The sequence below is a fragment of the Ornithinimicrobium flavum genome (assembly GCF_004526345.1).
GTDB classification, from domain to species: Bacteria; Actinomycetota; Actinomycetes; order Actinomycetales; family Dermatophilaceae; genus Ornithinicoccus; species Ornithinicoccus flavus.
Map to the genome: position 1 here is coordinate 1939731 of NZ_CP038213.1, position 25962 is coordinate 1965692.

General features: G+C 72.3%; 23 protein-coding genes and 5 pseudogenes. 18 read left to right on the forward strand and 10 right to left on the reverse strand.

Translation table 11 applies throughout. The features are described from left to right. Positions 1-2: 2 nt before the first annotated feature. From E3Z34_RS19475 to E3Z34_RS09050, 3 genes are read left to right on the forward strand one after another with little or no spacing between them, the layout of a single operon-like run. Entirely contained in the window at positions 3-353 is a 351-nt protein-coding gene (locus E3Z34_RS19475) for a thiolase family protein (protein ID WP_275106653.1), read from the forward strand. Continuing rightward, positions 242-1210: an acetyl-CoA C-acyltransferase gene (locus E3Z34_RS09045; protein ID WP_275106654.1), complete on the forward strand. Its 969-nt coding sequence runs from the start codon at positions 242-244 to the stop codon at positions 1208-1210. Before E3Z34_RS19475 ends, E3Z34_RS09045 begins: the two co-directional genes overlap by 112 nt. Before the next feature lie 13 nt (positions 1211-1223). Continuing rightward, on the forward strand, positions 1224-2528 hold the full coding sequence (locus E3Z34_RS09050; protein WP_134773328.1) for a right-handed parallel beta-helix repeat-containing protein: 1305 nt from the start codon (positions 1224-1226) through the stop codon (positions 2526-2528). On the opposite strand, the gene E3Z34_RS09055 is transcribed toward E3Z34_RS09050, so the two are convergent. Then, entirely contained in the window at positions 2506-3135 is a 630-nt protein-coding gene (locus tag E3Z34_RS09055) for a phosphatase PAP2 family protein (RefSeq protein WP_134773329.1), read from the reverse strand. The two genes, E3Z34_RS09050 and E3Z34_RS09055, sit on opposite strands and share 23 nt — an antisense overlap. Before the next feature lie 65 nt (positions 3136-3200). Next, positions 3201-4142: a 5'-3' exonuclease gene (locus E3Z34_RS09060; protein ID WP_134773330.1), complete on the reverse strand. Its 942-nt coding sequence runs from the start codon at positions 4140-4142 to the stop codon at positions 3201-3203. A 51-nt stretch (positions 4143-4193) separates the two neighbouring features. Between E3Z34_RS09060 and E3Z34_RS09065 the strand changes: the two genes are divergently transcribed. From E3Z34_RS09065 to ybaK, 3 genes are all read left to right on the forward strand, one after another. Beyond that, entirely contained in the window at positions 4194-4586 is a 393-nt protein-coding gene (locus E3Z34_RS09065; RefSeq protein WP_134773331.1) for a hypothetical protein, read from the forward strand. Positions 4587-4595: 9 nt separating this feature from the next. Beyond that, complete coding sequence (locus E3Z34_RS09070; protein WP_134773332.1) at positions 4596-5057, forward strand: Lrp/AsnC family transcriptional regulator; 462 nt, start codon at positions 4596-4598, stop codon at positions 5055-5057. 210 nt (positions 5058-5267) lie between these two features. After that, positions 5268-5765: a Cys-tRNA(Pro) deacylase gene (ybaK, locus tag E3Z34_RS09075; RefSeq protein WP_134773333.1), complete on the forward strand. Its 498-nt coding sequence runs from the start codon at positions 5268-5270 to the stop codon at positions 5763-5765. Positions 5766-6026: 261 nt separating this feature from the next. Here the strand turns inward: ybaK and E3Z34_RS09080 are convergent, their stop codons facing one another. After that, a complete protein-coding gene (locus E3Z34_RS09080; RefSeq protein ID WP_134773334.1) occupies positions 6027-7499 on the reverse strand; it encodes a KamA family radical SAM protein in 1473 nt (490 codons plus the stop codon). An 82-nt stretch (positions 7500-7581) separates the two neighbouring features. Here E3Z34_RS09080 and kdd point away from each other — a divergent pair, with 82 nt between their 5' ends. The 8 genes and pseudogenes from kdd to E3Z34_RS09120 all read left to right on the forward strand — a co-directional run. Then, positions 7582-8718 (forward strand): L-erythro-3,5-diaminohexanoate dehydrogenase, encoded by a 1137-nt coding sequence (gene kdd / locus E3Z34_RS09085; RefSeq protein WP_134773335.1) that lies wholly within the window; start codon positions 7582-7584, stop codon positions 8716-8718. After that, a pseudogene (gene kamD / locus E3Z34_RS09090) lies at positions 8715-10315 on the forward strand (lysine 5,6-aminomutase subunit alpha). The gene kdd and the pseudogene kamD overlap by 4 nt, the downstream one beginning before the upstream one ends. A 39-nt stretch (positions 10316-10354) precedes the next feature. After that, positions 10355-10806: pseudogene (locus tag E3Z34_RS09095) on the forward strand (OAM dimerization domain-containing protein); the annotation flags it as partial. Between the two features lie 57 nt (positions 10807-10863). Next, positions 10864-11475, forward strand: a complete 612-nt coding sequence (gene kal / locus E3Z34_RS20435; protein ID WP_476703879.1) for a 3-aminobutyryl-CoA ammonia lyase — start codon at positions 10864-10866, stop codon at positions 11473-11475. Positions 11476-11827: 352 nt separating this feature from the next. Further along, positions 11828-13381: an apolipoprotein N-acyltransferase gene (lnt, locus tag E3Z34_RS09105; RefSeq protein ID WP_238695093.1), complete on the forward strand. Its 1554-nt coding sequence runs from the start codon at positions 11828-11830 to the stop codon at positions 13379-13381. After that, positions 13378-14222 (forward strand): annotated as a pseudogene (locus tag E3Z34_RS09110) (polyprenol monophosphomannose synthase). Before lnt ends, E3Z34_RS09110 begins: the two are co-directional and overlap by 4 nt. Next, positions 14219-14773 carry an FxsA family protein gene (locus E3Z34_RS09115; RefSeq protein WP_134773337.1) on the forward strand — a complete coding sequence of 185 codons (555 nt, stop codon included), beginning with the start codon at positions 14219-14221 and terminating at the stop codon, positions 14771-14773. The pseudogene E3Z34_RS09110 and the gene E3Z34_RS09115 overlap by 4 nt, the downstream one beginning before the upstream one ends. 225 nt (positions 14774-14998) lie before the next feature. Next, positions 14999-15329, forward strand: a pseudogene (locus E3Z34_RS09120) (RNA polymerase-binding protein RbpA); the annotation flags it as partial. A 130-nt stretch (positions 15330-15459) separates the two neighbouring features. Here the strand turns inward: E3Z34_RS09120 and E3Z34_RS19785 are convergent. Beyond that, positions 15460-16049: pseudogene (locus E3Z34_RS19785) on the reverse strand (MFS transporter); the annotation flags it as partial. Next, the gene (locus tag E3Z34_RS19790) at positions 15932-16855 is read right to left on the reverse strand and encodes an MFS transporter (RefSeq protein ID WP_420818946.1); all 924 of its coding nucleotides are present in this window, start codon (positions 16853-16855) and stop codon (positions 15932-15934) included. The pseudogene E3Z34_RS19785 and the gene E3Z34_RS19790, both read right to left, overlap by 118 nt. A 96-nt stretch (positions 16856-16951) precedes the next feature. Between E3Z34_RS19790 and E3Z34_RS09130 the strand changes: the two genes are divergently transcribed. Then, positions 16952-17134, forward strand: a complete 183-nt coding sequence (locus E3Z34_RS09130) for a CsbD family protein (protein ID WP_134773338.1) — start codon at positions 16952-16954, stop codon at positions 17132-17134. Between the two features lie 66 nt (positions 17135-17200). Here the strand turns inward: E3Z34_RS09130 and E3Z34_RS09135 are convergent, their stop codons facing one another. The 5 genes from E3Z34_RS09135 to E3Z34_RS09155 all read right to left on the reverse strand — a co-directional run bounded on the left by E3Z34_RS09135 (position 17201) and on the right by E3Z34_RS09155 (position 23314). Next, positions 17201-18808 (reverse strand): AI-2E family transporter, encoded by a 1608-nt coding sequence (locus E3Z34_RS09135; RefSeq protein ID WP_238695094.1) that lies wholly within the window; start codon positions 18806-18808, stop codon positions 17201-17203. Beyond that, on the reverse strand, positions 18795-19640 hold the full coding sequence (locus tag E3Z34_RS09140; protein WP_134773339.1) for an aldose epimerase family protein: 846 nt from the start codon (positions 19638-19640) through the stop codon (positions 18795-18797). The genes E3Z34_RS09135 and E3Z34_RS09140 overlap by 14 nt, the downstream gene beginning before the upstream one ends. Before the next feature lie 62 nt (positions 19641-19702). After that, a complete protein-coding gene (locus E3Z34_RS09145) occupies positions 19703-20071 on the reverse strand; it encodes a single-stranded DNA-binding protein (RefSeq protein WP_134773340.1) in 369 nt (122 codons plus the stop codon). Between the two features lie 108 nt (positions 20072-20179). Beyond that, the gene (locus E3Z34_RS09150) at positions 20180-22168 is read right to left on the reverse strand and encodes an acetoacetate--CoA ligase (protein WP_134773341.1); all 1989 of its coding nucleotides are present in this window, start codon (positions 22166-22168) and stop codon (positions 20180-20182) included. A 33-nt stretch (positions 22169-22201) separates the two neighbouring features. Then, complete coding sequence (locus E3Z34_RS09155) at positions 22202-23314, reverse strand: YihY/virulence factor BrkB family protein (RefSeq protein ID WP_134773342.1); 1113 nt, start codon at positions 23312-23314, stop codon at positions 22202-22204. Positions 23315-23455: 141 nt separating this feature from the next. Here E3Z34_RS09155 and E3Z34_RS09160 point away from each other — a divergent pair, with 141 nt between their 5' ends. The 3 genes from E3Z34_RS09160 to E3Z34_RS09170 all read left to right on the forward strand — a co-directional run bounded on the left by E3Z34_RS09160 (position 23456) and on the right by E3Z34_RS09170 (position 25684). Next, on the forward strand, positions 23456-23665 hold the full coding sequence (locus E3Z34_RS09160) for a hypothetical protein (RefSeq protein ID WP_134773343.1): 210 nt from the start codon (positions 23456-23458) through the stop codon (positions 23663-23665). Positions 23666-24326: 661 nt separating this feature from the next. Then, entirely contained in the window at positions 24327-24989 is a 663-nt protein-coding gene (locus E3Z34_RS09165; protein WP_202976935.1) for a helix-turn-helix domain-containing protein, read from the forward strand. Then, the gene (locus E3Z34_RS09170; RefSeq protein ID WP_134773344.1) at positions 24986-25684 is read left to right on the forward strand and encodes a hypothetical protein; all 699 of its coding nucleotides are present in this window, start codon (positions 24986-24988) and stop codon (positions 25682-25684) included. The genes E3Z34_RS09165 and E3Z34_RS09170 overlap by 4 nt, the downstream gene beginning before the upstream one ends. The last annotated feature ends 278 nt before the right edge of the window (positions 25685-25962 follow it).

Sequence of the window (25962 nt, forward strand, 5' to 3'; positions counted from 1 at the left end):
GCATGACCGACGTCGTGATCTGCTCACCCCTGCGGACCCCGGTGGGGGGCTACCTGGGCTCGTTGTCCTCGCTGTCCGCCGCCGAGCTCGGCACCCAGCTGCTCACCGAGCTCCTGCGCCGCACCGGCCTGCAGGACGGGCAGGTCGACGACGTCATCGTCGGCAACGCCAACCCCTCCGGGGAGATCCCGGCGCTCGGCCGGATCCTGGCGCTCAACACCGGCCTGGACCGCGCCCGGGGATGCAGCTGGACCGCCGCTGCGGCTCCGGCCTGCAGGCGGTGCTCACCGCGGCGACCCAGGTCCGGGCCGGCGCCGCGCGCCTGGTCGTGGCGGGCGGCGCGGAGTCGATGAGCCAGGTCGAGCACTACGCCCTGCTGCGCCGGGGGGTCTCCGGCACCGGCGTGGAGCTGGCCGACCGGCTGGCGCGGGCCCGGACCACCGCCGGGGGCACCCACCACCCCATCCCCGGCGGGATGATCGAGACGGCGGAGAACCTCCGCCGCGACTACGGCATCACCCGCGAGGCCCAGGACGAGCTGGCGCTCCGGTCCCACCAGCGGGCCGCCGCGGCCCAGGCGGAGGGCCGCTTCGCCGAGGAGCTGGTCCCCGTCGAGGTGGCCACCCGCCGGGGGACGACGGTGGTCGACACCGACGAGCACGTGCGGCCCGACACCAGCCTGGAGGCCCTCGCGGGTCTCCGGCCGATCCTGGGCCGTCAGGACCCGGAGGCGACCGTGACCGCGGGCAACGCCAGCGGCCAGAACGACGCGGCCGCCCTGTGCGTCGTCACCACCCGCAGCCACGCGGAGAGCCTCGGCCTCACCCCGCTGCTGGCCCTGCGCTCCTGGGCCGTGGCCGGCGTCGCGCCCGAGACGATGGGCATCGGCCCGGTCCCCGCCAGCGCCGAGGCGCTGGCCCGGGCCGGTCTCTCCCTGGACGACATGGACCTCATCGAGCTCAACGAGGCCTTCGCGGCGCAGGCCCTGGCCGTCCTGGCCGAGTGGGGCATGGGCGACCCCTCCACCTGGGACCGGCTCAACGTCAACGGCTCGGGGATCTCCCTGGGGCATCCCGTCGGGGCCACCGGTGCCCGCATCCTGGCCACCGTGGCGCACGAGCTGCACCGCCGACAGGGGCGGTACGCCCTGGAGACGATGTGCATCGGTGGCGGGCAGGGCCTCGCCGCCGTCCTGGAACGGGTCGCCTAGGGGAGCACGGTCGATGCGTCTGGGTCGTCGTCACACCGCCGCCGTGATCGTCGGGGTCGCGGGGCTCGCCGGCGCCTTCCTGCTCGTGCCCGACGCCCCGGAGGTGGTGACGGTCTCGCCCGTGCCCGGCGAGGCGGCATACACCTCGGTCCAGGAGGCGGTCGACTCCCTGGGCCCGCGCGGGGGGACCGTGGAGGTGCACGAGGGGACGTATGCCGAGCGGCTCGTGCTGGACGGCCGGCGGGGCGTGTCCGTGCAGGCCCGCACCGGTGACCGGGTGGTGCTGGACGCCACCGGGACCGAGCCCCCCGAGGGCCTGAGCGGGGTCGTGGAGGTCCGGGGCGGAGGTCTGGTCGAGCTGGTCGGCCTGGAGCTGCGGGGCTACCGCACCGAGCGGACGGGCGCTGTCCCCGTGGGTCTGCTGGTGACCGGCAGCGTGGAGGGGTTGACGGTCGAGGACCTGGTCGTGCGCGAGCTGGGGACGACGGCCGGGGCCGGGTCGCAGGCCCACGGGGTCGCGGTCGTCGGCGACGAGCTGCGGGAGGCCACGACCGACCTGGTCCTCACCGGTGCCTACCTGAGCAACCTCTCGCTGGGGGAGGGGGCCGGCATCCTGGTGGACGGCAACGTCATGGGTTGGGAGGTCACCCGCAACCGGGTGCACCAGGTCGACCACGACGGGATCCGGGTGAGCGCCCCCGACGCGGCTCCGGACGCCTCCGCGGAGGACCCCCCGGTGCCACGACCCCGGGACGGGCTGCTGACCGGCAACAGCGTGGTCGACGTCGCCGGGGCGACCAACCTGGCCTACGGCCCGGAGGGCTGCGTGTGCGCCGCCGGCCTCAGCATCGCGGGGGGCCTGGACCTCACGCTCACCGACAACACCGTCTCCCGGGCCGACGTGGGGATCGAGGTGCGCGGCGACGGGACCACCGGGACCACCGAGGGCCTCGACGTCCTGGAGAACGTCGTGGAGGACGCCCGCCACGCGGCCATGGTGATCGGTGCCGACGAGGCCGGTGAGGGAGCCGTCACCCGGGTCCTGGCGAGGGGCAACCACCTGCGGGGAGCCACCACCGAGGTGATGGTCCTCCTGGGTCACGGGCTCGCGGACACGAGGTTCAGCAGCAACGACGTCGTCGTGGCCGAGCCCGGGCCGGTGCTGGTGCAGCTGGCCGGGACGGGGCCGGCGCTGGACCACAACAGCTATGTGGCCCCGTCACCGGTCTTCCGGCTGGGGCAGCGCGAGGTGGGGGAGCTGCGGGCCTGGCAGCTGCTCACCGGCGAGGAGTCGGTCAGCTCGCTGCGCTCGCCGTGACCGTCTCGCCGTGACCGGAGGCCTGGACCAGCAGCCCGGTGCCCCACCCGATCATGCCCACGCACGCCGAGGCGGCGATGTCGCTCAGCCGATGGTGGCCCAGGGTGATGAGCAGCAGGCCCATGACCCCCACCGCCGCGCTGCCCAGGATCAGCACGGCGCCTCGGGCCGACCGGGGGACAACCACCAGCAACGCGCACACCAGGGCCGCCACCGCGGCCGCGTGGCCGCTGGGCAGGGAGTTGGGCAGTGGCCACGGGTCCGCGAGCTGGGGCCGGGGCAGCGCCAGCTTGAGAACCTGCGGCGTGACCAGGCACACCACCGCGCCGGCGCCCGCCCCGAGCGCGGTGCGCCAGCCCCGCCGGAGCCCGGCCAGGCACACGAGCGCGCACAGGACGATCATGACCACCGGGCCGGCGAGCGTCAGCAGGGGCAGCAGCCGCTCCGCCAAGGCGGTGTCGGCCTCCAGCCGCCACAGCACGGCGTTGTCCAGCCGCTGGCCGGAGACGGTGCGCACCGCGAGCAGGTAGAGGCCCAGCAGTCCCGCCGTGCCCCCGGTGATGAGGACCCACGGGAGGGCCGGGGGCGGCAGGTCGTGGTCTGGCATGGCCGGACCAGGGTAGGTCCAGGCGCTGGGAGCAAGGTGGACGGCGCGCCGGACGGGCGGTCGGGTCAGGGTCGGATCCCGAGGGCCTGCAGCAGCCGACCGACGGGGCTGCCCAGGTCGTAGGTCTCGACCAGCTGCTGGAGCGTCTCGGGGTCGGCCAGCTCCCGGGGCAGGGTGAGCGGGACGTCGGCGACCGGGGCGTCGGGGGCCACCAGGACCACGAGCGGAGCGACGTCGAGGTAGGACGCGCCGGCCTCCAGGTTGGCGCGCCGGGCACCCTTGAGGGCCGGGTCCCCGGAGTCCACCGCGGCCCGCAGCGCCTCGAGCGAGCCGTAGTCGCGCAGCAGCTGGGCAGCCGTCTTGTCCCCGATCCCCTTCACCCCCGGCAGCCCGTCGCTGGCGTCGCCGCGCAGCATCGCCATCTCGGCGTACGCCCGACCGGTCGGCACGCCATACCGGGTGCGCAGGTCCTCCTGGGTGATGACCTCGGCGTCCCGCACCCCCGCCTTGGCGGTGTAGATGACGCGGACGGGGGCCTCGTCGTCGACCAGCTGGAAGAGGTCCCGGTCGCCGGTGACGATGTCGACCGGCATCCTGCCCCGGTGCCGCGCTGTGAGGGTGCCGATGACGTCGTCGGCCTCGTAGCCGGGCACCCCCAGCACCGGCAGCCCGAAGGCCTCGAGCGCGCACCGCAGGATCGGGACCTGCACCTCCAGCTCGGCCGGTGCCTCCTCCTTCTCCAGCGACCCCTCGACCAGGCGGTGCGCCTTGTAGGACGGGATCGCCTGCACCCGGAAGTCGGGTCGCCAGTCGTCGTCCCAGCAGCACACCAGGTGGGTGGGGGAGAAGCGCGTGGTCAGGGTGGCCACCATGTCGAGCAGCCCGCGCACGGCGTTGGTCGGGGTGCCGTCCGGCGCGGGCCGCTGCTCCTTCATGCCGAAGAAGGCCCGGAAGTACAGGCTCGCGGTGTCGAGCAGGAGCAGGCGCGCGGGAGGGGTGGGGCTCATGGCGGTCAGCGTAGTCGCGGCCGGCGGGCCCGACTGGGTTACGGTGGCGCCGTGACTGCACGGGAGACCTCGCTGCGCGACCGGCTGCCGTGGATCGCGGTCCTGGTCGCGCTGGGGACGGCTGCCGCCCTGCTCCTCGGGCCGCTGTGGGACGACGCGCGGGGTGAGAACCCCCTGCTGCGTCCGCCCGGGCCCGACTGGGAGGCCATCCTGCGCCTGGGCCTGCCGACGGTGATCGTGGCCGCCTGCTTGGCGCTCGCGCTCATGCTGCCCCGCCGACCCCTCGTCGGGGTCGGGGCGCTGCTCGTGCTCGGGTATGCCGTCGTGCAGGCGCCCGGGGTCATGACGCTGTGGTTCGTCCCCACGCTGCTGCTGGCGGGGGCCGGGTGGCTGGTGGCCTTGCTCGACCGGGGCCGGGGCCGTCGGGAGCCGGGGCGGGTCTAGGCTTCGGCCATGGAGGCGCTCGACCGGCACATCGTCCAGGTCCTGGCCCAGGACGGGCGGATCAGCTTCGCCGACCTCGGCCGGCAGGTCGGGCTGTCCACCTCGGCGGTGCACCAGCGGGTCAAGCGGCTCGAGGAGCGGGGGATCATCACCGGCTACCGGGCCGTCGTCGACTACACCAAGGTCGGTCTTCCGCTCACGGCCCTGATGTCGGTCAAGCCCTTCGACCCCGCCGCCGACGACGACGTCCCCGAGCGGTTGCACGACATCGAGGAGATCGTCGCCTGCTGGTCGGTCGCCGGCGACGAGAACTACGTGCTCCTCCTGCGCGTCGCCCGACCGCAAGACCTCGAGGAGCTCTTCGCCCGCATCCGCCAGCAGGCCTCCGTCTCCACCAACACCACCATCGTGCTGTCCACCCCCTGGGAGGACCGCCTGGGCCGCCTGCCGGACCCGCCCCCGCCCATCTGACCCACCGGCCGCCTCGCGTGGTTGCCCCCAGCCCCACCGGCCGCCTCGCGTGGTTGCCCCCAGCCCCACCGGCCGCCTCGCGTGGTTGCCCCCAGCCCCACCGGCCGCCTCGCGTGGTTGCCCCCAGCCCCACCGGCCGCCTCATGTGGTTGCCCCCAGCCCCACCGGCCGCCTCATGTGGTTGGCGCGGGCACGGCATACCCTGTGGCCGTGGCCAAGAAGAGGCATCCGACCGGCGGCACCCCCGCGACCGTGGCCCTGGACCGCGCCGGAGTCGCGTATGCCGTGCGGGCCTACGAGCACGACCCGGCGGCGCAGTCCTACGGGCTGGAAGCTGCCCAGGCGCTCGGCGTCGAACCTGCTCGCGTGTTTAAGACGCTCCTGGTCGACACCGAACAGGGGCTCGGCGTCGGGATCGTTCCGGTCGACGCGCTGCTCGACCTCAAGGCGATCGCCGCGTCGCTGTCGATGAAGAAGGTGACGATGGCCGACCCGAAGGTTGCCGAACGCACGACGGGTTACGTAGTGGGCGGCATCAGCCCGGTCGGTCAGAAGAAGGCGCTGCCGACGGTGCTCGACGAGTCGGCGACGACCTTCGAGACGATCCTGGTCAGCGGGGGCAAGCGCGGACTGGACATCGAGATCGCGCCGAAGGATCTGCTTCGCGTCACCGGGGGAAGGACGGCGTCGATCGCGCGACGCGGTTAGCCCAACCACACGACGCGGCCAGTGGGCGAGAGGTCAACCACACGGCGCGGCCAGTGGGCGAGAGGTCAACCACACGGCGCGGCCGGTGGGGCAGAGGCCAACCACACGGCGCGGCCAGTGGGCGAGAGGCCAACCACGCGAGGCGGCCAGTGGGGCAGAGACCAACCACACGACGCGGCCAGTGGGGGAGAAGCCAACCACGCGAGGCGGCCGGTGGGGCAGAGACCAACCACACGAGGCGGCCGGTGGGAGGGGTAGCCGTCAGCCCAGCTGGTCGACGGACGCCTGGCGGGAGGCGGCGGCGGCGGCCACGGCCTTCTGCTCGTGCGCCGTGACGTCCTCGCCGTGGATCTCGGTGCTGTGCTGGCGCCACCAATCCTGGCCGCTGGCGGGCAGGGTGTCGATCGGGTCGTAGTAGACGTACTCCGCGCTGGTGACGTCGACGTCCTCGCCCTCGATGGAGGTGCGGTAGTTCTTGCGCCAGTAGGAGATCCCGCGCTCGGTGTCGTAGGTGTCGACCTGGTGGACCCAACGCTTGCCGACGAAGGGCACGTCGCAGACGATCCGCGGGGTGGAGAACCCGGGCAGGTAGCCCAGCAGCGAGTGCTGGAGGTGCTGGGCGTGCGCCAGCGACACCCGCCAGTGCTCGCTGAAGGGGATCATGTCGCACATGTAGAAGTAGTAGGGGGTGATCATCGCGTCGTCGGCCAGCGCGAAGCACAGGTCGAGCAGCTGGTGGCTGTCGTCGTTGACGCCTCGCATGAGCACGCCCTGGTTGCGGACGTCGCGGATGCCCGCGTCGAGCATGGCACGGGAGGCCTGCGCGACGAGCGGCGTCACCGACTGCGCCGCGTTGACGTGCGTGTGGATGGCCAGGCCGACACCGCGAGCCCGGGCCTTGCCCGCCACGCGGGCCACACCCTCGACCACGTCCGGGGCCAACCAGTGCTGCGGCATGCCCATGAGGGCCTTGGTGGCCAGCCGCACGTCGCGGATGTTCTCGATCTCGAGCAGCTGGTCCAGCCACGCCTCGAGGTTCTTCCACGGCATGTTCGCCACGTCGCCGCCCGAGACCACGACGTCGCGGACCGACGGGGTCGACCGCAGGTAGTCCAGGATCGCGGTGTGCCGGTCCACCGGCTTGCCGGCCAGCTTGAGCTTGGTGACGGTCGGCGTGGAGTTGCCGACCAGGTCCATGCGGGTGCAGTGCCCGCAGTACTGCGGGCAGGTCGGCAGCATCTCGGCCAGCACCTTGGTGGGGTAGCGGTGCGTCAGACCCTCCGCCACCCACATGTCGTGCTCGTGCAGGCTGTCACGGGCGGCGTAGGGGTGGTTGGGCCAGTCGGTGCGGCGGTCGCTGAAGACCGGCAGCATGTAGCGCCGCACCGGGTCGGCGTAGAACGCCGCGGTGAACTCGGCGCCCGCCGCCGGCATCCGGCCGTCGGCCCAGGTGACCTCGCTGACCATCGTATTGAGCATCTGCGGGGGGACGAGCATCGACATCGTGGCCCGCTCGGCCTGGTCGCGCTCCAGGTCGGCGTAGAAGTCCTCGGTCAGCAGGTCGCCCATGACGGTGCGCAGCTGGCGGAGGTTCTTCACGCAGCTCACCCGCTGCCACTGCACGTCCGCCCACTGCTCGGCGGTGATCTCGCGCCAGCCGGGGAACCGGGTCCAGTCCGGCTCGACGAGCTCGCGCCGCCGGTAGGCGTAGGGCTGATCGATCTGAGAGGTCATGCGTGACATGCTACGGACATCATCCGGCAGAATGAAAGATCTGCAGGAAGATGTCTTGTCAGAGGCTCGAAAGTGAGGACAGATGACGGCCACGACCGCCCATTCGCCGTTCGGCATCCACCGGGTGCTGGAGCCGCGGGGCGACGCGGTGACCCTGCCGCAGACCGCGCTGCGGCTCGACCCGAGCCCGGACCTCGCGCCCGACGAGGTGCGGGTCGACGTCGAGGTGCTCAACCTCGACGCGGCCTCCTACCGCCAGCTGCGTGACAAGCACACCGGCCCCACCGGCCACGTGCACGGGCACTCCGTCCGCTCCGAGGTCCTGGAGATCATCGAGGACCGCGGCAAGATGCAGAACCCGGTCACCGGGTCCGGCGGGATGCTCATCGGCACCGTCGCGGAGGTGGGTCCGGAGAGCCCGCTCGGCCTGCAGGTGGGTGACCGGGTCGCGACCCTGGTCTCGCTCTCCCTCACCCCGCTGGCGGTCTCCGACCGGCTGGAGCGCTGGGACGGCCTGTCCGAGCGCGTGCCCACCGCCGGTCACGCCATCCTGTTCGGCCGCTCGATCGCCGCGGTCCTCCCCGAGGACATGGACCCCGAGCTGGCCCTCATGGTCATGGACGTCTGCGGGGCGCCGGCCATGGTCCGTCGGGTCGTGCAGGGGTATGCCGCACTCGGCCAGCGGGCGAGCGTGGCCGTCATCGGGGCGGCCGGCAAGTCCGGCTCGCTCTCGCTCGCCGCGGCCCGGGACGCCGGCGGCGGCCGGCTGGTCGGGGTGGTCCCTGTCCAGGGGGAGGCGGACGTGCTGGAGCGCAGCGGCCTCGCCGACCACGTCGTCCTGGCCGACGCGCGCCGGCCGATCGGGCTGAGCGAGGCGCTGGCCGGGGTGGGAGGACCGGTCGACGTCACCGTCGTCTGCGTCGACGTCCCGGGGGCCGAGCAGCCGGCGCTCCTCATCACCAAGCAGGGCGGCACCGTCATCTACTTCTCGATGGCCACCAGCTTCGCCGCGGCGGCCCTCGGGGCCGAGGGGCTGGCCGCCGACGTGACGATGCTCATCGGCAACGGCTACACCCCGGGTCACGCCGACTACGCCGTCGGGCTGGTGCGCGAGGTGCCCGCCGTGCGGCAGATCTTCGAGGACCGGCTCGCCTCCGAGCGCAGGGCCCACGTCCAGGACGGCGGCTCCGTCAGCGGCCACGTGGAGGTGGAGGCATGAGCCCCGCCACCCCGCCCCTGCTCGACCTCGACCCGAAGGTCGTGCGCAAGGCCCGCCGGCTGTCCGAGCGCCTGGGCCGCCCCGTCGTCGACCTGGCGCGCTCGCACACGACGGTCTCGGTGGAACGGGCGACGCTGCGCCTGGCCGGCCTCGCCGGCGCCGACCACGAGCGGGTCCCGTGGGTGAACCACCTCGTCGACGCGGTGCGCGAGCAGGTCGGCCTGGAGCACGGCGTGACCACGCCGGTCTGGGACGCCCTGCGGCGCGAGGAGGCCCCCGACCTGCTCACGCTCGCCCAGAAGGCCTCCACCGGGTCGGTGCGCTTCCGCATACCGGTGCGGAAGGGGGAGCGCAGCCGCGCCCGGCGCGCGGCGACCGCCGCCGTGCGTCCCGGCGTCCGGCAGATCGACCGCCAGCGGGCGGTCCGGGACCGGATGGTCGCCCGGCTGGGCGACCCGCCGCAGCGACCCTGGGTCTACCTCATCGTCGCCACCGGCGACATCTACGAGGACATCCCGCAGGCCCAGGCGGCGGCCCGCGCGGGGGCCGACGTCATCGCGGTCATCCGCTCCACCGGCCAGTCGTTGCTCGACTACGTGCCCGAGGGCGCCACCCGGGAGGGGTTCGCCGGCACCTACGCGACCCAGGAGAACTTCCGCCTCATGCGGGCCGCGCTGGACGAGGTGAGCAAGGAGCTGGGCCGCTACGTGCGGCTCACCAACTACGCCTCCGGGCTGTGCATGCCGGAGATCGCCGCGCTGGCCGGCCTGGAGCGGCTGGACATGATGCTCAACGACTCGATGTACGGCATCCTCTTCCGCGACATCAACCCGATCCGCACCTTCGTGGACCAGCGTTTCTCGCGTCAGGTGCACGCCCGGGCCGGGATCATCATCAACACCGGCGAGGACAACTACCTCACCACCGCCGACGCGGTCGAGGCGGCGCACACGGTGACCGTCAGCCAGCTGATGAACGAGTACTTCGCCCGCGAGGCCGGCCTGCCCGACGAGCTCATGGGCCTGGGCCACGCCTTCGAGATCAACCCGGAGGTGCCGGAGAGCTTCCGGATGGAGCTGGCCCACGCCCTCCTGGCCCGCCAGCTCTTCCCGGACGCGCCCCTGAAGTGGATGCCGCCCACCAAGCACATGACCGGCGACATCTTCATGGGCTACCTGCTGGACGGCTTCTTCAACCTCGTGGCGCCATGACGGGGCAGTCGATCCTGCTGGTCGGCATGATGACCGAGGCGGTCGTGACCCCCTGGCTCTCGGACCGCGACCTGGCGCTGCAGAACGTCCGCTACGTGCAGCGGGCCGCCGGCGGGCTCACCGAGGACTTCCACCCGCCCCGCGACGGCTTCATCCAGACGCGCGCCCGGCAGGTGCTCTCCGAGGCGGTCGACCTGCTCGAGCAGATCCTCGACGACACGCCGGGGGAGGTCGCACGCGGGGTCCCGCTGCTGCAGGCCATCGCCGACGGCACCTTCGGCCACATGAAGCGCCCCGCGGACCGGGGGAAGGGCCTGGACGGGGTGGCCGAGCACGCCGAGGACTACCACAACCCCGTGGTCGAGCTGCTGGAGGAGAAGCCATGAGCCAGGATCCGCCCCTACGGCGACACCACCGGGGACGGGATGGTCCAGGTGTCCTTCACCCTCCCGGTCCCGCACGACAAGCGGGCGGAGGGGCCGCGCTGCAGCTCGCCGGCAAGATGGGCCTGTCCCCCGCCCTGCTGGTGCACGCCAAGGCGGTCGGTCCGGCGCACACCTTCTTCGTCGTCTACGGCTCGGTCACCCACCTGGTCGAGCTGGACAAGGTCCAGGTGCACGAGCGCGACTTCCCCCTACTGGCGGCCAAGGAGATCAACGGGGCCATCAAGAAGGCGCTGCGCCGCCCGCTGGTCGTCGTCGGCGCGTGCATCGGCACGGACGCCCACACCGTGGGGATCGACGCGATCCTCAACATCAAGGGGTTCGCGGGGGAGAAGGGCCTGGAGTACTACTCCGAGATCCGGGTCGTGAACCTCGGGGCCCAGGTGCTCGTGCCCGAGCTGGTGGAGCGGGCCCGGGCCGAGCAGGCCGACGCCGTGCTGGTGTCCCAGGTCGTCACCCAGCGGGACGCGCACATCGCGAACACGACGCAGATGTCCGCCGCCTTCCGGGGCCTACCCCGCCGGGCAGGTCCCGCTGCTCGTCGTGGGCGGCCCCCGCTTCGAGGAGGGGACCGCCCCGGCGCTCGGCGTCGACCGCATCTTCGGCAAGGGCACCACGCCCGCGGAGGTGGCCTCATACCTCGTCCACGCCCTGTGCACCTCGAAGGAGCCCCGATGAGCACGACCCCCGGCACCTCGCACGACCCGGCTGCCCGACCCGCCGCCGTGGGGATGGGCGTCACGCACGCCCGCTACGTGCCCTACTCCCACGCCCACTACGCGGGCAACCTGGTGGACGGCGCCTACAGCCTCGCGCTGTTCGGCGACGTCGCGACGGAGCTGTGCATCCGCACCGACGGGGACGAGGGTCTGTTCGCCAGCTACAGCGACGTGCAGTTCCTCGCTCCCGTGCGGGCGGGGGACTGCCTGGAGGTCAGCGCCGTGCTGGCCCGGGTCGGGAGCCGCTCCCGCGAGATGGACTTCGAGGTGCGGGTGGTCGCGCGTGGCACCCCCGAGGCGGGAGTGTCGGCCGCCGAGGTCCTGGACCCCCCGGTGGTCGCCACCCGGGCCCGCGGCACCGTCGTGGTGCCCCCGGCCGGCTGATCCCGCGGCCCCCACCGGAGCCTTGTGTCGCACCCCGGCGTGTCGCCTCCCGACACGCCGGGGCCGGACACACATCACACCCCGAGGTGCCCGGAGCGAGCGGCGCGGTGACCTGCATACTTGCTGAAAACCGCAGGTCAGGGGGCTGTTGACAGGTCCGGGCCGACGGCCTAAGTTCGTCGAGTCCCTACACCCGCTCCGGCGAGCGGCCAGGGAGCCAGGGCCCCGTGCACCGAGTAGACAACGGGTCCGTGACGTCCGCCCGACGCCCCGGACCCGGCCCCAAAGGTGCCGGGGCCCGGCCGTCTCCCCGGCGTGCCACGGGCCCGGGGCCGCCGCGTACACTGGCCGGGTGCTGCCCCTCCGCCTGCTCCTCGCCGCGCTGGGCGGGGTGGCCCTGCTGCTGGCCTTCCCGGGGTACGACCAGTGGTGGCTGGCCGTCGTCGGTCCGCTGGCCCTGGCCCTGGCCACCGCAGGGGCCCGTCCTGGCACCGGGGTGCTCGCCGGCTTCCTGCTGGGGCTGACCTGGTTCACCCCGATGTTCACCTGGGCCGGCACCTACGCGGGCCCGTGGCCGTGGCTGGCCATGAGTGTCGCCTCCGCCCTCTACCCGGCGGCCCTCGGGGGTCTCCTGGCGCTCCTCCAGCGCGGGGGTGCCGTCCGACCGGTCGTCGGCGCCGGCGCCTGGGTGCTCATGGAATACGCCCGCTCGGTCACCCCGTTCGGCGGCTTCCCCTGGGGGCGGCTGGCCTTCAGCCAGGGCGACTCGCCGATGCTCGGCGCGGTCGCCTGGGTGTCCGTCCTCGGGCTCGGGTTCCTCGTCGCCCTCGTCGGGGGAGTGCTCGCCCGGGCGCTCCAGCTCGGTATGCGGCGCGGCACCCGGTCCCGCGGTCGGGCCGGCCGCGCCGTCGGCCTCGTCGCCCTCGCCGGCGCCCTGGTGCTGGCGCCGCTCCTGCTGCCGCGACCCACGGGCGGGGACACGGTGCGCGTCGCGGCGGTCCAGGGCGAGCTGCCCGACGACTTCACCCGGACCCTCACCGCCGAGCGGGGTGCCCTGCTGGAGCGCTACCTGGACCAGACCGGCGCGCTGGCCGAGGAGGTGGACGCCGGCCTGACCTCGCGGCCGGACCTGGTGCTGTGGCCCGAGGGGGCCAGCGACCTGGACCCCGTCTCGGCCGCCTCGGGGGAGGAGACGGTGGGGCGCATCCAGGAGGTCGTCGACGCGCTGGAGGCGCCGCTGCTCCTGGGCGCAACCTCCCGGACCGAGCAGGGCGCGCCGCGCAACATGGTCTACGGGATCGCCCCCGGGGAGGGGCTGGTGTCGGAGTACCAGAAGGTCTACCTGGCGCCCTTCGGCGAGTTCATGCCGCTGCGTCCCCTGATGCGGCACCTGTCACCGTGGGTGGACCGGATCCCCGACTGGGACGCGGGGGAGGAGGCCGGCGTGGTGCCCGTGACCCTCGCGGACGGCCGACAGCTCGATGTCGGCGTGGCCATCTGCTTCGAGAACGTCATGGACCAGGCCGTGCGGGACCTGGCCCTGGGTGGGGCGCAGCTGGTCGTCGTCCCCACCAGCAACGCCTGGTTCGGGGACGGCCACCAGTCCGTGGAGCACCTGGGGATCTCCCGGGTGCGGGCGGTGGAGCTGGGGCGCTCGGTGGTGCACATCAGCAACGTCGGTGTGTCCGGCCTCATCACCCCACCGGACGGCACGGTGCACGAGAGGACGGAGCTGTTCACCCAGGCGCTCCTGGAGGGGGAGCTCCCGGTCCGGGGGCGATCACCCCCGCGGTGCGGGTCGGGCCCTGGGTGCCGCCGGTGGCGCTGGTCCTGGTGCTGGCCGGGCTGGGAACCGCGTGGCGCCGGGGCGGGGCCGCCCGGGCCGCCGGATAGGCTGGTCCGATGACCTCCCCGGCCCAGGACCCCGCGTCCGCGCCCCCGGACCGCGGCCCGCTGGAGCGGGTTCTGGTCTGCGTGCCGACCTACGACGAACGCTCGTCGCTGCCCCGGGTCGTCGCCCGCATCCGGGCCAGCGTCCCGGGCGCGGACATCCTGGTCCTGGACGACAACAGCCCCGACGGCACCGGTGAGGTGGCCGACGCGCTCGCCGCCGCCGACCCGCACGTCCACGTGCTGCACCGCCCCGGCAAGCAGGGGCTGGGCCCGGCCTACCTCGCGGGGTTCGCCTGGGCGGACCGTCGCGGCTACGACGCGGTCGTCGAGATGGACGCGGACGGCTCGCACCAGCCCGAGCAGCTGCCCTCCCTCCTGGCCGCCGCCCAGGAGAGGAGGGTGCCGACCTGGTGATCGGGTCGCGGTGGGTCCCCGGGGGCTCGGTGCACCGCTGGCCGGCCCGGCGCAAGGCCCTGTCGGTGGGTGCCAACATCTACGCACGTTACGCCCTGGGGATCCCCGTGCGGGACGCCACCGCGGGCTACCGCGTCTACCGGCTCCCGGCGCTGCGCTCGATGGACACCGAGGCCGTCGCCTCGCAGGGCTACTGCTTCCAGATCGACCTCACCGTGCGGGCGATCGAGCGCGGGCTGCGGGTCGTGGAGGTGCCCATCGCCTTCGTGGAGCGGGAGGAGGGCACGTCCAAGATGAACGACGCCATCGTGCGTGAGGCCGTGGTCCGGGTCGGGGTATGGGGCCTCCGCCGGCGTGCGGCGCAGCTGCGGGCGATGCTGGGGGAACAGCGGGCACGCCGCAGCCGTTCACGTTGGCGAGACCTCGAGGAGGCCCGATGACACCGGGGAGCACCGCCCACCGTCCGCCCCGTCGGCGGGGCGTCCTGCGCTGGGTCCTGCTGGCGCTGCTCCTGCTCCCGTTCCTCGAGGTGGCCGTGCTGGTCCTCGTGGGCCGGGCCATCGGCTTCTGGTGGACCTTCGCGCTGGTCGTGGTGCTGGCCGTGGCCGGCCTCGCGCTGGCGCGACGGGAGACGGGTCGGACCTACCGCGCCCTCCAGCAGGCACTCACCTCCGGGCGGATGCCGGGGGACGAGGTCACCGACGCCATCCTGGTCATGGTCGGGGGAGCCCTGCTCGTCCTGCCCGGTTTCGTCAGCGACGTCGTGGGGCTGCTGCTCGTGCTGCCCTTCACGCGTCCCCTCGCCCGACGCCTGCTGCAGCTGATCGTGGCCCAGCGCGCGGTGTCCGCCCTCGGTGCGCAGGGCTCCCGTCCCACCCAGGGGGCTCAGCGTGCTCCCGGGCGGGGCCAGGTCATCGAGGGTGAGGTGGTCTCCGAGACACCGCCCCCCGGCCGCCCCGCCGACGGGACACCTCCGCACCTCGGCCCCTGACCTGCGCGACTGGCCCGCGACGCCGGACCTCGCTACCATGACATGTCCCCCTCCTGGCAGCCGGCCCGTCCACCGGAACGCGCCGGACCGCGCCCCGGGGGGAACACCGGCACGTGCACGGCGTTGAACAACGCAGGGCACGACGCACCATCTGCGAGCCCACGGCACCGACCACCCACCACCCGGATCAGCCGTGTCCCGGGACACGATAGGGAGTGCACACATATGGCAGAGAGGTCCCTGCGCGGAACCAACCTGAGCTGGCTGTCCTTCGAGAGCGACGAGGGCGTCACCTTCAGCGAGCGGGCGATCAGCCGCTACGTCTGCCCGGACGGGCACGTCAGCGAGCTGCCCTTCTCGTCGAGCCGAGATCCCGCCGCTGTGGGAGTGCCGTTGCGGCCTGGACGCCAAGCTGGAGAACGGCCCCGAGCCGGAGCTGAAGGCGACCAAGCCCCAGCGCACCCACTGGGACATGCTGCTGGAGCGTCGCTCCATCCCCGAGCTGGAGGAGCTGCTCGAGGAGCGGCTGGGCGTCCTGCGCGAGATGCGCGGTGAGAGCCCTCCCGCAAGCGCAGCGCCTGAGCGCACCGCATACCCCCCGACGGGCGTCACCTGCACCAGGTGGCGCCCCGTCGTCGTCCCACCGGACGCGCGTTCCTGCCACACCGGACGCGCGTTCCTGCCGGTCAGACCAGGCGCGGCTGCTCGTTGCCGGCCATCTCGATGCCCTTGCGCATGTCCACCCGCGTCAGGATGAGGCCACCGACGACGAAGAACGCGATCGTGACCAGGATGGCCGGCCGGTAGTCGCGGGTCAGCTGGTAGACGAGACCGAACGCCAGGGTGCCGAACCAGCTCGTACCGCGCTCCATCACCTGGTAGAAGCTGAAGAACTCCGACTCCTTGCCCGGTGGACGAGCTGGGAGTAGAGGGACCGGGACAGCGCCTGGGTGCCGCCCATGACCAGTCCGATGCCCACCGCGCAGACCAGCCACACGGTGAACGCCCCCTCGGGCACGAAGTAGGCGAAGCTCACCACCAGGGTCCACAGGACGATGCCGGCGAGGACCGTGCGCCGGGCCCCGACCCGGGAGGCGACGGCACCGAAGAGCAGGGCGCCTCCGAACGCCACGAACTGCACGAGCAGGATCGTGATGATCATCTGGCTGGTCTCGAACTTGAGGGCCTCGATGCCGTAGAGGCTGGCGGAGGCGATGACGGTCTGGATGCCGTCGTTGTAGAAGAGGTAGGCCAGCAGGAAGAGCAGGGTCTGCGGGTAGTGGCGCAGCTCGCGGAAGGTGGAGCCCAGCTGGCGCAGGGTGCCCCCGACCACGCCCGCCGACCGGTCCACGGGGTGGCGGTGGTGCCCACGATGCGCCGCATGCCGAGCACCGGGATGATGGTGAACACCCCCCACCACAGCCCCGCCGATAGCAGGCTGAGCCGGATGGCCATCTCGTAGCTCAGGCCGAGGGACTCGTACGTCGTCATAACGCCGAGGTTGAGCGCCAGCAGCAGGCCGCCGCCCAGGTAGCCGAGCGCCCAGGCGCGGGAGGAGACCCTGTCCCGGTCGTCCGGCTCGGCGACGCGGATGAGCAGCGCGTCGTAGACCACCTGGGAGGCGCCCAGGCACAGGTTGGCCACGACCACCAGGAGCACGCCGAGCTGCCAGTTGCTGCCGGAGAGGAAGAACATGAGGCTGGCGGCGACCGCACCCGTCCAGGCCAGCCCGCCGAGGAGCCGCACCGGGCGGGGGTGCCGGTCGGCGATCGCCCCGACGAAGAGCAGGGCCAGTGCCGAGACGACCGTGGCGACGGTGATGGTGTACGGCGCCAGGGCCCCCACCGCGATGGGCACGCCCAGCACGGACAGGTCGGTGGTGCACTCCGCGCCCGACGGCAGGTCGGGGCAGGCGTCGGCGCGCGCCAGCGCCGTGAGGTAGGGCGAGATGAGGACCGTACCCGTGGTGGTGACGTAGGCGGAGTTGGCCCAGTCGTACCACCCGAAGGCCCGCTGGTGGGCCCGGGTGCGTTCGCGGGAGGGGTCGGCCTTGAGCACCGGGACGGGGGCGGTCATGGGCATGACTGTCCCACACCGGGGGACGCTTCCGGTTGCGGCGCGGCAACGAGCACGGAAAGGTGGAGGGGTATCGCCCGACCACCACCTTCAGGAGGACACATGGGTCTCGGAGACAAGATCTCGAACGCCGCGCAGGATGCCAAGGGCAAGATCAAGGAAGGCACCGGCGACGCGATCGACAACGAGCAGATGGAGGCCGAGGGCAAGATGGACCAGGTCTCGGCCGACGCCAAGCAGGCCGGCGAGAACGTCAAGGACGGGTTCCGCGACGCGACCCGCTGACCTCCGACGAGAAGAGGCACCCACCGCCCGGTGGGTGCCTCTTCCTTGTATGGGGTGTGGGAGGGCTCAGGGGGAGGGCCGGGGCTCGTCCTCCTCGGGCTGCGGCCCGGTGTCCCGGTCGCCGTCCCGCCTCAGGATGGGGGACAGGAGCCGGTCGCGCAGCGAGGTGGCCAGGTCGGTCGTCCGCTCGAACATCGCCACCCGCGCCGCTCCCCGCTCACCCTCGGCCTGGAGGTAGGCACGCTTGGCGCGCATCTGGAACACCGGGGCGGACTGCTCGGCCAGGGCTGCGGCCTGGGCCCCCTCGGGGGTCAGGCTCCTGACCTCCTCGGCGTGCTTCTCGCCGGTGCGCAGGTCCAGCTGCTCGCTGCCGTAGCGGATGACCGAGAGCACGCACGCGATGATCGGCACCGCGAGGAACGCGCCGAGGATGCCCCAGATCGTGCCGCCGGCGGCCACGCCGAGCAGGACGAGCACGGGGTGGATGGACACGGCTCGGCTCTGCACGGTGGGGGAGACGAACGTGGACTCGGCCTGCTGGACGAAGAGGACGACCGCCAGGGTCCACAGCGCGGTCGTGAAGCCCTGCGAGACCAGGGCCACGAGCACGGCCAAGGCCCCCGCCACGACGGCACCCACGATCGGGATGAAGGACAGGAAGAAGGTGATGATCGCCAGGGGGATGGCCAGGGGCACCCCCAGGATGACCAGACCGATGCCGATGAAGACGGCGTCGATCGCCGCCACGATGGCCTGGCCGCGCAGGAAGCCACCGAGCGTGGTCCACACCCGGGTCAGGGCCTCGGTGAGGTGGCGGCCGGCCGTGCGCCCGGTGATCCGCCGCACGAACGGGAGGAAGCCCGGACCGTCCTTGAGGAAGAAGAAGGTGAGCACCAGGGCCAGCAGGAAGGTGGTGACGGCCGAGCCGACCGTCGTGAGGGTCGAGAGGGCGCCCGAGGCCAGGGCGCTGGCCTGGGACTGCAGCCAGGTGGTGACCTGCTCGACATACCCGTCCAGCTGGTCGCTCTGCAGGTTGACCGGGGGGCCCGCCAGCCAGGCGAGGATGGAGTCGAGGCCCTCGCCGGCCTGCGCGGCGACCTCCCGGCTCTGACCGGCCACGGAGGGGCTGATCCCGGCGATGATGGCCGCGAAGACCCCCAGGGCGCCCAGGAGCACCACGACGGAGGCCAGTCCGGCGGGGACCCGGTGGCCGCGCAGCCACCGCACGGGCGGCCACAGCACCGAGCTGATGATGAGGGCCAGCAGGATCGGGAGGACCCCGACCCAGACCTGGGCGATGACGTAGAGGATGACGGCCAGGGCGGCCACGACGAGCAGGAAGCGCCACGACCAGGCGGCGACCCCCCGCAGCCCCTCCAGGATGAGGGCACCACGGTCGACCGTGTCATCACCCTCGGCGTGCAGGTCCTGCTCCCCGGGGTCGCTCACGGTGCCGTCCGGGACGTCGTCGTCCACCGTGCGGGGCGGTTCGGCCTCCGGCGGCGGCCGCTCCTCCTGCGACGGCCGCACCTCGTCCGGCGTCCGCGCCGCCTCGGTGTCGCCGTCGACCGGGTGCGCCCCGGCCCTCGTCTCGTCCTGCATACCGACCTGCCTGACCCCGCTGCCGCCGCCCGTGCCCGTCACGAACGCCCCCAGGGTGTCACGACGCGTCACCGGTCCGCACCGCGAGGCGGAAACCCACCTGCACGGAGCCATCAGGAGGGACCTCCAGGGCGTGGATCCCCGTCGCCGCCACCTCGACGCAGACGAAGTCCCGCCACAGACCGGGCCCGACGTCGTCGACCTCCGCCGCCTGGTCGGGGCCGGGGTTCCACACCACCGTCTGGGTCGTCCCGAACGGGGTGATCGCCATCCGACGGCCACCTCCGTCCAGGAGGACCGGTCGGGGTTCACCGGGGGAGTCGTAGACGTTGTCGGTCTCGCCGCGGAACAGGACGGGGCCCTCCTGCACCCGCCTGCTCCCCGCCACCTTGTCGAGGTAGGGCGCCCCGTCCAGGCCGTGCACCTCGGCGGCGTCCAGGTCCGCCACCGCGAGGTAGGTGTGCAGGGCCACCTCCGCCCGGTACGCGACCGAGCCCGGGTTGTGCACCGACATCCGGAGGGTCACCTCGCCATCACCCAGGGACACCGCGGAACGCAGGCGGAACGGGCCGGGCAGGTGCTCCGCCCCCGGCACGTGGGCGACGTCCTCCGAGCTCAGAGCCCACGCCCACACCTCCCCGTCCTCGGTCGCGGAGGGACGCCAGGTGGCGGTCCGCACGACACCGTGGCTGGGGCGGAGGTCACCCGTCGGCCCGTCGGCGAACCACGGGAAGCAGATCGGCACCCCACCCCGGATGGCTCGGGTCCCGTCCAGCACGGCCCGTGGGCTCAACCAGATCACCGGGCGCCCGTCCAGCTCCCAGGAGGCCAGCGTGGCCCCGTGGTCGTAGGCGACCAGGCGGGACCGGCCGTCCTCGTGGGTGCGGGGCTGCAGGGCGCTCATGGGCCCAGGGTAGACACCCCCACCGACGGGTGGTGCCGCTCGACGGTCGCCGCAGGTCCCGGTCACTCGGTCAGGTCGACCGACCGCAGCGCGCTGGCCTCGACCTCGTAGCGGGAGACGGCGCCCGAGCCGGTGCGGAAGAAGCGGCGACGCAGGGCGCCCTCGACCTGGACCCCCGACCCGTCGGTCAGTCGCAGCGCAGCAGCGCGGGTCCGGGCGGTCCAGCAGGCGACGTCGATGGTGTCGACCTGCCGGCGGGTGCCGGTGCTCCCGGTGGTGTCCCGGGACCGGGCTCTGCGGAGCGGGCGCGGGACGACCACCCGCAGCTGGACCAGGCGGTCGCCGCTGGGCATCTCCCGCTCCGTGGGCTCTCCGCTCACCCGCCCGGTGAGCTGCACCTCGTTGGCCGGTGCCGCCGTCTGCCTGGACATGGACCCGACCGTGCTGCGCCGGCGCCCACTCCGGAAGGGCAGCTCATCCACCTGTGGGCGAGGCGGTGCGCCGGAGCCCCCGGTGTGGACGAGGGTGCACGGCGGGGCTCAGGCCCGCCCGGCCCGTCTCCGGCCGGCGACCTCGAGGAAGGGGGTCAGCAGGTCCGGGTCGTCCACGGCGGTGCGCTGGAGCACGCTGTCGGGGTCGGCGCCCTGCAGGATGCGCTTGACCGGCACCTCCAGACGCTTGCCGGTCCGGGTGTGCGGCAGCGCCGGCACCTGGATGATCTCGTCCGGGACGTGGCGCGGGGACACCCGGTGCCGGATCGCGTCGGTGATGCGGCCCCGCAGCCCGGCGTCCAAGGACGCGGCGTCGGCCAGGACGACGAACAGGGGCATCCAGTACCCCCCGTCCGGCTCCTCGACCCCCAGCACCAGGGACTCGAGCACCCCCTCCACGTCCTCCACGGCGTGGTAGATGTCGGCGCTGCCCATTCGGACACCGTGCCGGTTCAGCGTGGCGTCCGAGCGTCCGTGGATGACCACGCTGTCCCGGTCGGTGATGGTGATCCAGTCCCCGTGCCGCCACACGCCGGGGTAGGTCTCGAAGTAGGACTCGCGGTAGCGCTCCCCGTCGGGGTCGTCCCAGAAGAACACCGGCATCGACGGCAGCGGGCGCGTCATGACCAGCTCGCCGACCTCGCCGCGTAGCGGCCGGCCCTCGGGGTCCCACGCGTCCATCGCCACGCCCAGGTGGCGCACCGAGAGCTCGCCCGGCCACACCGGGACGGTCCGCAGCCCCCCGCAGAAGCCGCTGCAGATGTCGGTGCCGCCGCTGATGGAGTAGACCGGGAGGCCACCGGTGGAGGCCACGGCCCAGGCGTGGGTGGCCGGCCCGATGGGTGCGCCGGTCGTGGCGACGGCACGCAGCGCGGACAGGTCGAGGTCCCGACCGGGCTCGATCCCCGTGGCCCGGGACGCGTCGAGGTAGCCGGGGCTGCAGCCGAAGACGGTCACGCCGTGGTCGGCCGCCAACCGCCACAGGCGGGTGGCGTCGGGATGGTGCGGTGCGCCGTCGACGCAGACGATCGAGGCCCCCGTCGCCAGGGCGGAGGCCTGGATGTTCCACATCACCCAGGACGGGGAGGTGAACCAGAAGAGGCGGTCCCGGGGCCCGAGATCGAGGTGGAGGCCCAGCAGCTTGAGCTGCTCGATCAGGATGCCGCCGTGGGACTGGACGATGCCCTTGGGCCGCCCGGTCGTGCCGGAGGAGAAGAGCACCCAGAGCGGGTCGTCGAAGCCGACCGGCTCGAAGGACGGCTCCGCCTGCCCCGCCACCACCCGGGCCCAGTCGTGCGCCGACACCCCGTCGAGTCGCTCGCCGTCCTCGCCGGACCTGCGGACCATCACCACGTCGGTGACCGTGGGCAGCGAGCCCAGGACCTCCCGGACCGCCGCCCGGCGGTCGACGTCCCGTCCCCCATACCGATAGCCCTCCGCCGCGACGAGCACCGTGGCCTCCAGCGGCCCCAGCCGGTCCACGACGGCCGCGGGGGAGTAGTCCTGACCCACGCTGGACCAGACCGCGCCGACCGAGGCGGTGGCGAGCAGGGCGACCACGGCCTCGGGGACGTTGGGCAGGTAGCCGACGACCCGGTCCCCGCGGCCCACCCCGTGCTCCCGCAGCCACCGCGCCAGGACGGCGACCTCCTGACGGAGCCGACCCCACGTCATACCGGAGGTCGCGCCCGTCTCGTCGACGCCCACGACCGCCACGTCCTGGTCCCGGCCGCGGGACAGGACGTACTGCGCATAGTTGACGCGCACGTCAGGGAACCACGTCGACCCCGGCATGCGCTCCTGCGTCAGGACGCGCCCGTGGTCACCGAAGACGGTGCCCAGCTCGAAGAAGTCCCACACCGCGGCCCAGAACTCCTCCAGCTCGGTCGTGGACCACGTCCACAGCTGGTCGTACGTCGCGAAGCTGCGACCGGTGCGCTCCGCGGCGAATGTCGCGAAGGCCGTCACCCGGGCCTCCGCGACGTCCTCCGCGGTGGGCTCCCACAGGGGAGCGGGGGAGTGGGGGTCGGCTGCCATGTCGTGTTCTCCTTGCACCGTCGGGGCTCGGGCCTAGTCTGGCGACGACCGACCGCCACGCTCGCGACCGACCCGGTCGAAGCGGGGGTCGAGCTCGGGGATGAGCGAGCCGGTGACCTGGTGGTGCGGCCACTCGAGAGTATGTGGTGCGCTCATCGTGACGTAGTTGGGCTGTTCCTTCGCGTGGACGGTGTCCGGGTGCACCGGCACGTGCGCCGCCGGCGGGTTGGCGGTCCACGCCGCGACGAACAGCAGCCAGCGCAGCGCCAGGTTGAGGGTGACCAGCACCGTGGCGACGGCGGCGAAGGTGGACAGCAGCGGGCCGGCGGAGATCGCACCGACCAGGGAGGTGCCACCCACCCGCAGCAGTCCGAAGCCCACGGCGCCCATGACCATGCCCTGCCGCATGTCCTCCCAGGGCACGCGCACCTTGCTCGTCACCCGGATGACCAGCCAGACCAGCAGGGCGTCCAGGACGGCGACGAGGACCAGGGCGGACCCCGCCACCAGCCACCCGGCCACCGAGCTGCGCAGGCCCAGCCAGTCCATGGCCGTGGTCCCCAGGAGGGTCACGGCCGACACGGCCGCGGACGAGGCGAGGAAGGTGAGGGCGATGAGGAAGAAGCCCCAGAGGTCGATGAGCTTGCCCCGGACGAAGCGGAGCGGGGCCCCGCCGAGGCCGAACATCTGGCGCACGGTCCGCCGCAGCCCGGTCATGACCGCCATCGCCGTCCAGACGATGACGACGGTGGACACCGCCGTGGTCCAGCCCCAGCTCCCGTCACGGATGAGCTGGTCGGGCCGGATCAGACCGTCGTTGCCGCCGTCGTCGATGATCCCGGGGATGACCGAGTTGACGACCGCGATGACCTCGCCGACCAGCTCGGGTCGGTCACCGAGGAAGGCCCGCGCGATGTTGACGATGATCGTCAGCGCGGCCGTGAGCGACAGCATCGCCGTGAACGTGACCCCACCGGCGCCGAGGTGCCCCCAGGCCACGACATACCGGAGGGCGGCCCGCACGAGGCGGGGCTGCCGGCCCACGTCGAGCAGGTCGTACCAGCGCTCACGCAGCCGAGCGCGCCGGTCCGGGCTCGGTGGACCGTCGTCCCAGCTTGCCTCGGGGTCCTTGCGCGGCTCAGACATGGGCCCATTGTCACGGCTGGTGGGCGAGACTCGGGGAGGCAGACGTCCCTGCGGGGATGCCGGGGGCCGGTGGGCGTTATGTCAAATAGAAGACGCCTGGCAGCGGCGCGTATACCGAAAACTGCAGATACGGTTCCGCCCATGGACGAGAGCACCGTGCAGCAGGCCTGCATCGACGCCTACCTGTCAGGGGCTGACGCGAGGCCGGATCACCTCGCCTACGGGGCCGTCCTGGTTCTCGCCGGCCTGGCCGACAACGCCGGCCTGGTGGGCGGCATCGGTGAGCTGCTCATCACAGAGTCTCCGGGCGCCATCGTCGATGGTGTGGCGGGCTGCGCGGCTTCGACCTGATCGACGTCGCGGACCTGGTGGAACGCGCCACGGGCGAGTACCGCGCCGTATGCGTCCCACCGGTGAGGAGGAGATCGGCGCGGACGGAAGGATCGACGAGGCGATCACTCGGACGCTGCGGCGGTGAGAGAACGCCGATAAGCAACATTATGTAAAGTGTTGCCAAGATCGCCCTGCTCACGACACAGGCGCCGGTGTCGCCCGCCAAGACGCATGGCAGTACTGCCACCTAATCGGTCAGTTCGGGATTCTGGGCTTCTGTGTCACGGCAAGCGTCAAAGGCTTAACGGTCCCGTGGTCTCTATGTCGTCGATCTCGGCCTCAAGGGCGGTGGAAGCTTCCTCATCGCTCGAAACGGACGCGGCGACAGCTCAGCCTTCGCCATTGACTACGTACAGATCCACGAGACCGGCACCTCCTTAACGACCCAAGTTCGACGCCCGAGCACCGCACCGCCCAGGTCGAGGGCGCGGGTCCGTACCGTGACGCCGAGGGGTTCAAGGAGGCTCTGACGTCCGAGCTTGCTGTGTCACGGGCGCGAGCCGGGCGGCTCCCCCGCGCTCTGGCATGCAGGGACTTGACGGTCCTAGTTTGGGACCGTTAGTGTAAGACGCAGGTCACGGCACCAGGCCACGACCGACTCCCATGAAGGGGCGCATACATGAGCCATCAGTTCACGTCTTGCCCGCAGTGCGCGAGCAATGACATCAAGACCGACATGTTCCGGGTGCGGTGCGGGGGGTGCGGTTGGTCGCTCCAGGACCCCGACCCTCAGTACGAGGCACACGTCCAGGAACTTGGATGGGCGAACATCGAACCCAACACACCAATCATCCGAGCCATCGACGCTCTGCCGCCCGATTTCGGCGCGAGCCTGACAACGACCCGAAGCGCATTCCCGGCGAACCATCCCGTCCACGCCGATTGGCCCTCGCTGACGGCAGCAGAGTTTCGAATCCGCCGAGAGACTTTCGGGCTCAGTGCAGAGTGGCTTGCCGAACGTCTGGGCGTGGCCCTCAAGACCGTCCAGAGATGGGAGAACGGCCACCGACCCATTCCCGACGGGGTCGCGGAGGACATGGATCTGATTTCCACGGCGATGGGTGAGGTCGCGGCACGCAACTGCGCTGAGCACCTGCTCAGGACCGAAGACCCCGTCATGAGTATTCCTCGTGCCGGGACCCATTTCGGGTTCCCCGCCTCCTGGTACCGCGCCTTGGTGGATCAGGTCAGACATCTCCTCATGGCCGAGTATGGCGATCCCGGCCTTGCCGCCGCCACCTTTCGGGTTGTTTACTTCGACGAGGGGGGCGACCAGTCATGACCAGGGTCGAGGGCACGGGTCCGTACCGTGACGTCGAGGGGTTCAAGGAGGCTCTGACGTCGCTGCGATCCATGACCAGGGGCGACGACGCCCGACCGGCTATGCGCTCTCCCGTCCAACTGATCACCCACCTTGCGTGGCGGTCACCGGACGACACCGTCAGCTGGTACGAGAGCAGCACCCCGCAGAGCGTCATGGACTACGCCGACTTCCTCGCGGTGGGCACGGGAACCGTGATCCGTGAGGCCATGGAGGTCGCCCTCAGGCACGCCGAGGCTGCGACCAAGGACGGACAGGCCGAAGGCGTGGCCGTCCTGGCCGGGATCATCCGTCAGCACGGGGCTGACCCCGACGGCACGACCAGCAGACACCCTGGTGCGACTCCGAGGCAGGCACCGAGTCCGCCACTGGGGCGGACCGACCACACGGAGCTGGGGGTTTACGAGGGAGAAGGCTTGGTCGAAGGTGACGATGTCCGCAAGTCTCGAGGGCTGCACCACAGGATCTACCCCTACATGGAGTCCGTGACGCAGTACGCCAACGACCGGGGCAAGGACGTTGGACCCTGGGTAGTCAGGGACAGGTCCACCGCCCTCCGCGCCGAGCGGCGCGGCAGGGGCCGTGCGATGGTCCGCGTGTGGGGCCCGAGCGCGTGGGCCTACGTAAACGATGGGTCGGAGTCAGAGCACGGATGATCGTCCACGTCGTCTCCGCGCTCACCGTCACGGCATGGGTCGCCATGTGGTCATGACCGGGCCGGGGCCAGTCTGAGCGGCAGCGGTGACGGACACGCGCTCAGGCGAAAGCCCCATCCGTCGCGCGAGCGTGAGCGTGGCCCTTCGGCCCTGTGACACTTTCTGTCACTTCTCCATAGGGAACTCCTGGCGACACCACTTGACATCAGCGGTGTAGCGAACGTGACCGGACGGGATCATGACATGTTAAATGGCAGATGATCCGACGGACTTGTGCC

Bases quoted from the DNA above. Each gene is read 5' to 3' on its own strand.
- E3Z34_RS19475 (WP_275106653.1), top strand. From the start codon at position 3: ATGACCGACGTCGTGATCTGCTCACCCCTGCGGACCCCGGTGGGGGGC.
- E3Z34_RS09045 (WP_275106654.1), top strand. From the start codon at position 242: ATGCAGCTGGACCGCCGCTGCGGCTCCGGCCTGCAGGCGGTGCTCACC.
- E3Z34_RS09050 (WP_134773328.1), top strand. From the start codon at position 1,224: ATGCGTCTGGGTCGTCGTCACACCGCCGCCGTGATCGTCGGGGTCGCG.
- E3Z34_RS09055 (WP_134773329.1), bottom strand. From the start codon at position 3,135: ATGCCAGACCACGACCTGCCGCCCCCGGCCCTCCCGTGGGTCCTCATC.
- E3Z34_RS09060 (WP_134773330.1), bottom strand. From the start codon at position 4,142: ATGAGCCCCACCCCTCCCGCGCGCCTGCTCCTGCTCGACACCGCGAGC.
- E3Z34_RS09070 (WP_134773332.1), top strand. From the start codon at position 4,596: ATGGAGGCGCTCGACCGGCACATCGTCCAGGTCCTGGCCCAGGACGGG.
- E3Z34_RS09080 (WP_134773334.1), bottom strand. From the start codon at position 7,499: ATGACCTCTCAGATCGATCAGCCCTACGCCTACCGGCGGCGCGAGCTC.
- kdd (WP_134773335.1), top strand. From the start codon at position 7,582: ATGACGGCCACGACCGCCCATTCGCCGTTCGGCATCCACCGGGTGCTG.
- kal (WP_476703879.1), top strand. From the start codon at position 10,864: ATGTCCGCCGCCTTCCGGGGCCTACCCCGCCGGGCAGGTCCCGCTGCT.
- E3Z34_RS09115 (WP_134773337.1), top strand. From the start codon at position 14,219: ATGACACCGGGGAGCACCGCCCACCGTCCGCCCCGTCGGCGGGGCGTC.
- E3Z34_RS19790 (WP_420818946.1), bottom strand. From the start codon at position 16,855: ATGCCCATGACCGCCCCCGTCCCGGTGCTCAAGGCCGACCCCTCCCGC.
- E3Z34_RS09130 (WP_134773338.1), top strand. From the start codon at position 16,952: ATGGGTCTCGGAGACAAGATCTCGAACGCCGCGCAGGATGCCAAGGGC.
- E3Z34_RS09140 (WP_134773339.1), bottom strand. From the start codon at position 19,640: ATGAGCGCCCTGCAGCCCCGCACCCACGAGGACGGCCGGTCCCGCCTG.
- E3Z34_RS09145 (WP_134773340.1), bottom strand. From the start codon at position 20,071: ATGTCCAGGCAGACGGCGGCACCGGCCAACGAGGTGCAGCTCACCGGG.
- E3Z34_RS09150 (WP_134773341.1), bottom strand. From the start codon at position 22,168: ATGGCAGCCGACCCCCACTCCCCCGCTCCCCTGTGGGAGCCCACCGCG.
- E3Z34_RS09155 (WP_134773342.1), bottom strand. From the start codon at position 23,314: ATGTCTGAGCCGCGCAAGGACCCCGAGGCAAGCTGGGACGACGGTCCA.
- E3Z34_RS09160 (WP_134773343.1), top strand. From the start codon at position 23,456: ATGGACGAGAGCACCGTGCAGCAGGCCTGCATCGACGCCTACCTGTCA.
- E3Z34_RS09165 (WP_202976935.1), top strand. From the start codon at position 24,327: ATGAGCCATCAGTTCACGTCTTGCCCGCAGTGCGCGAGCAATGACATC.
- E3Z34_RS09170 (WP_134773344.1), top strand. From the start codon at position 24,986: ATGACCAGGGTCGAGGGCACGGGTCCGTACCGTGACGTCGAGGGGTTC.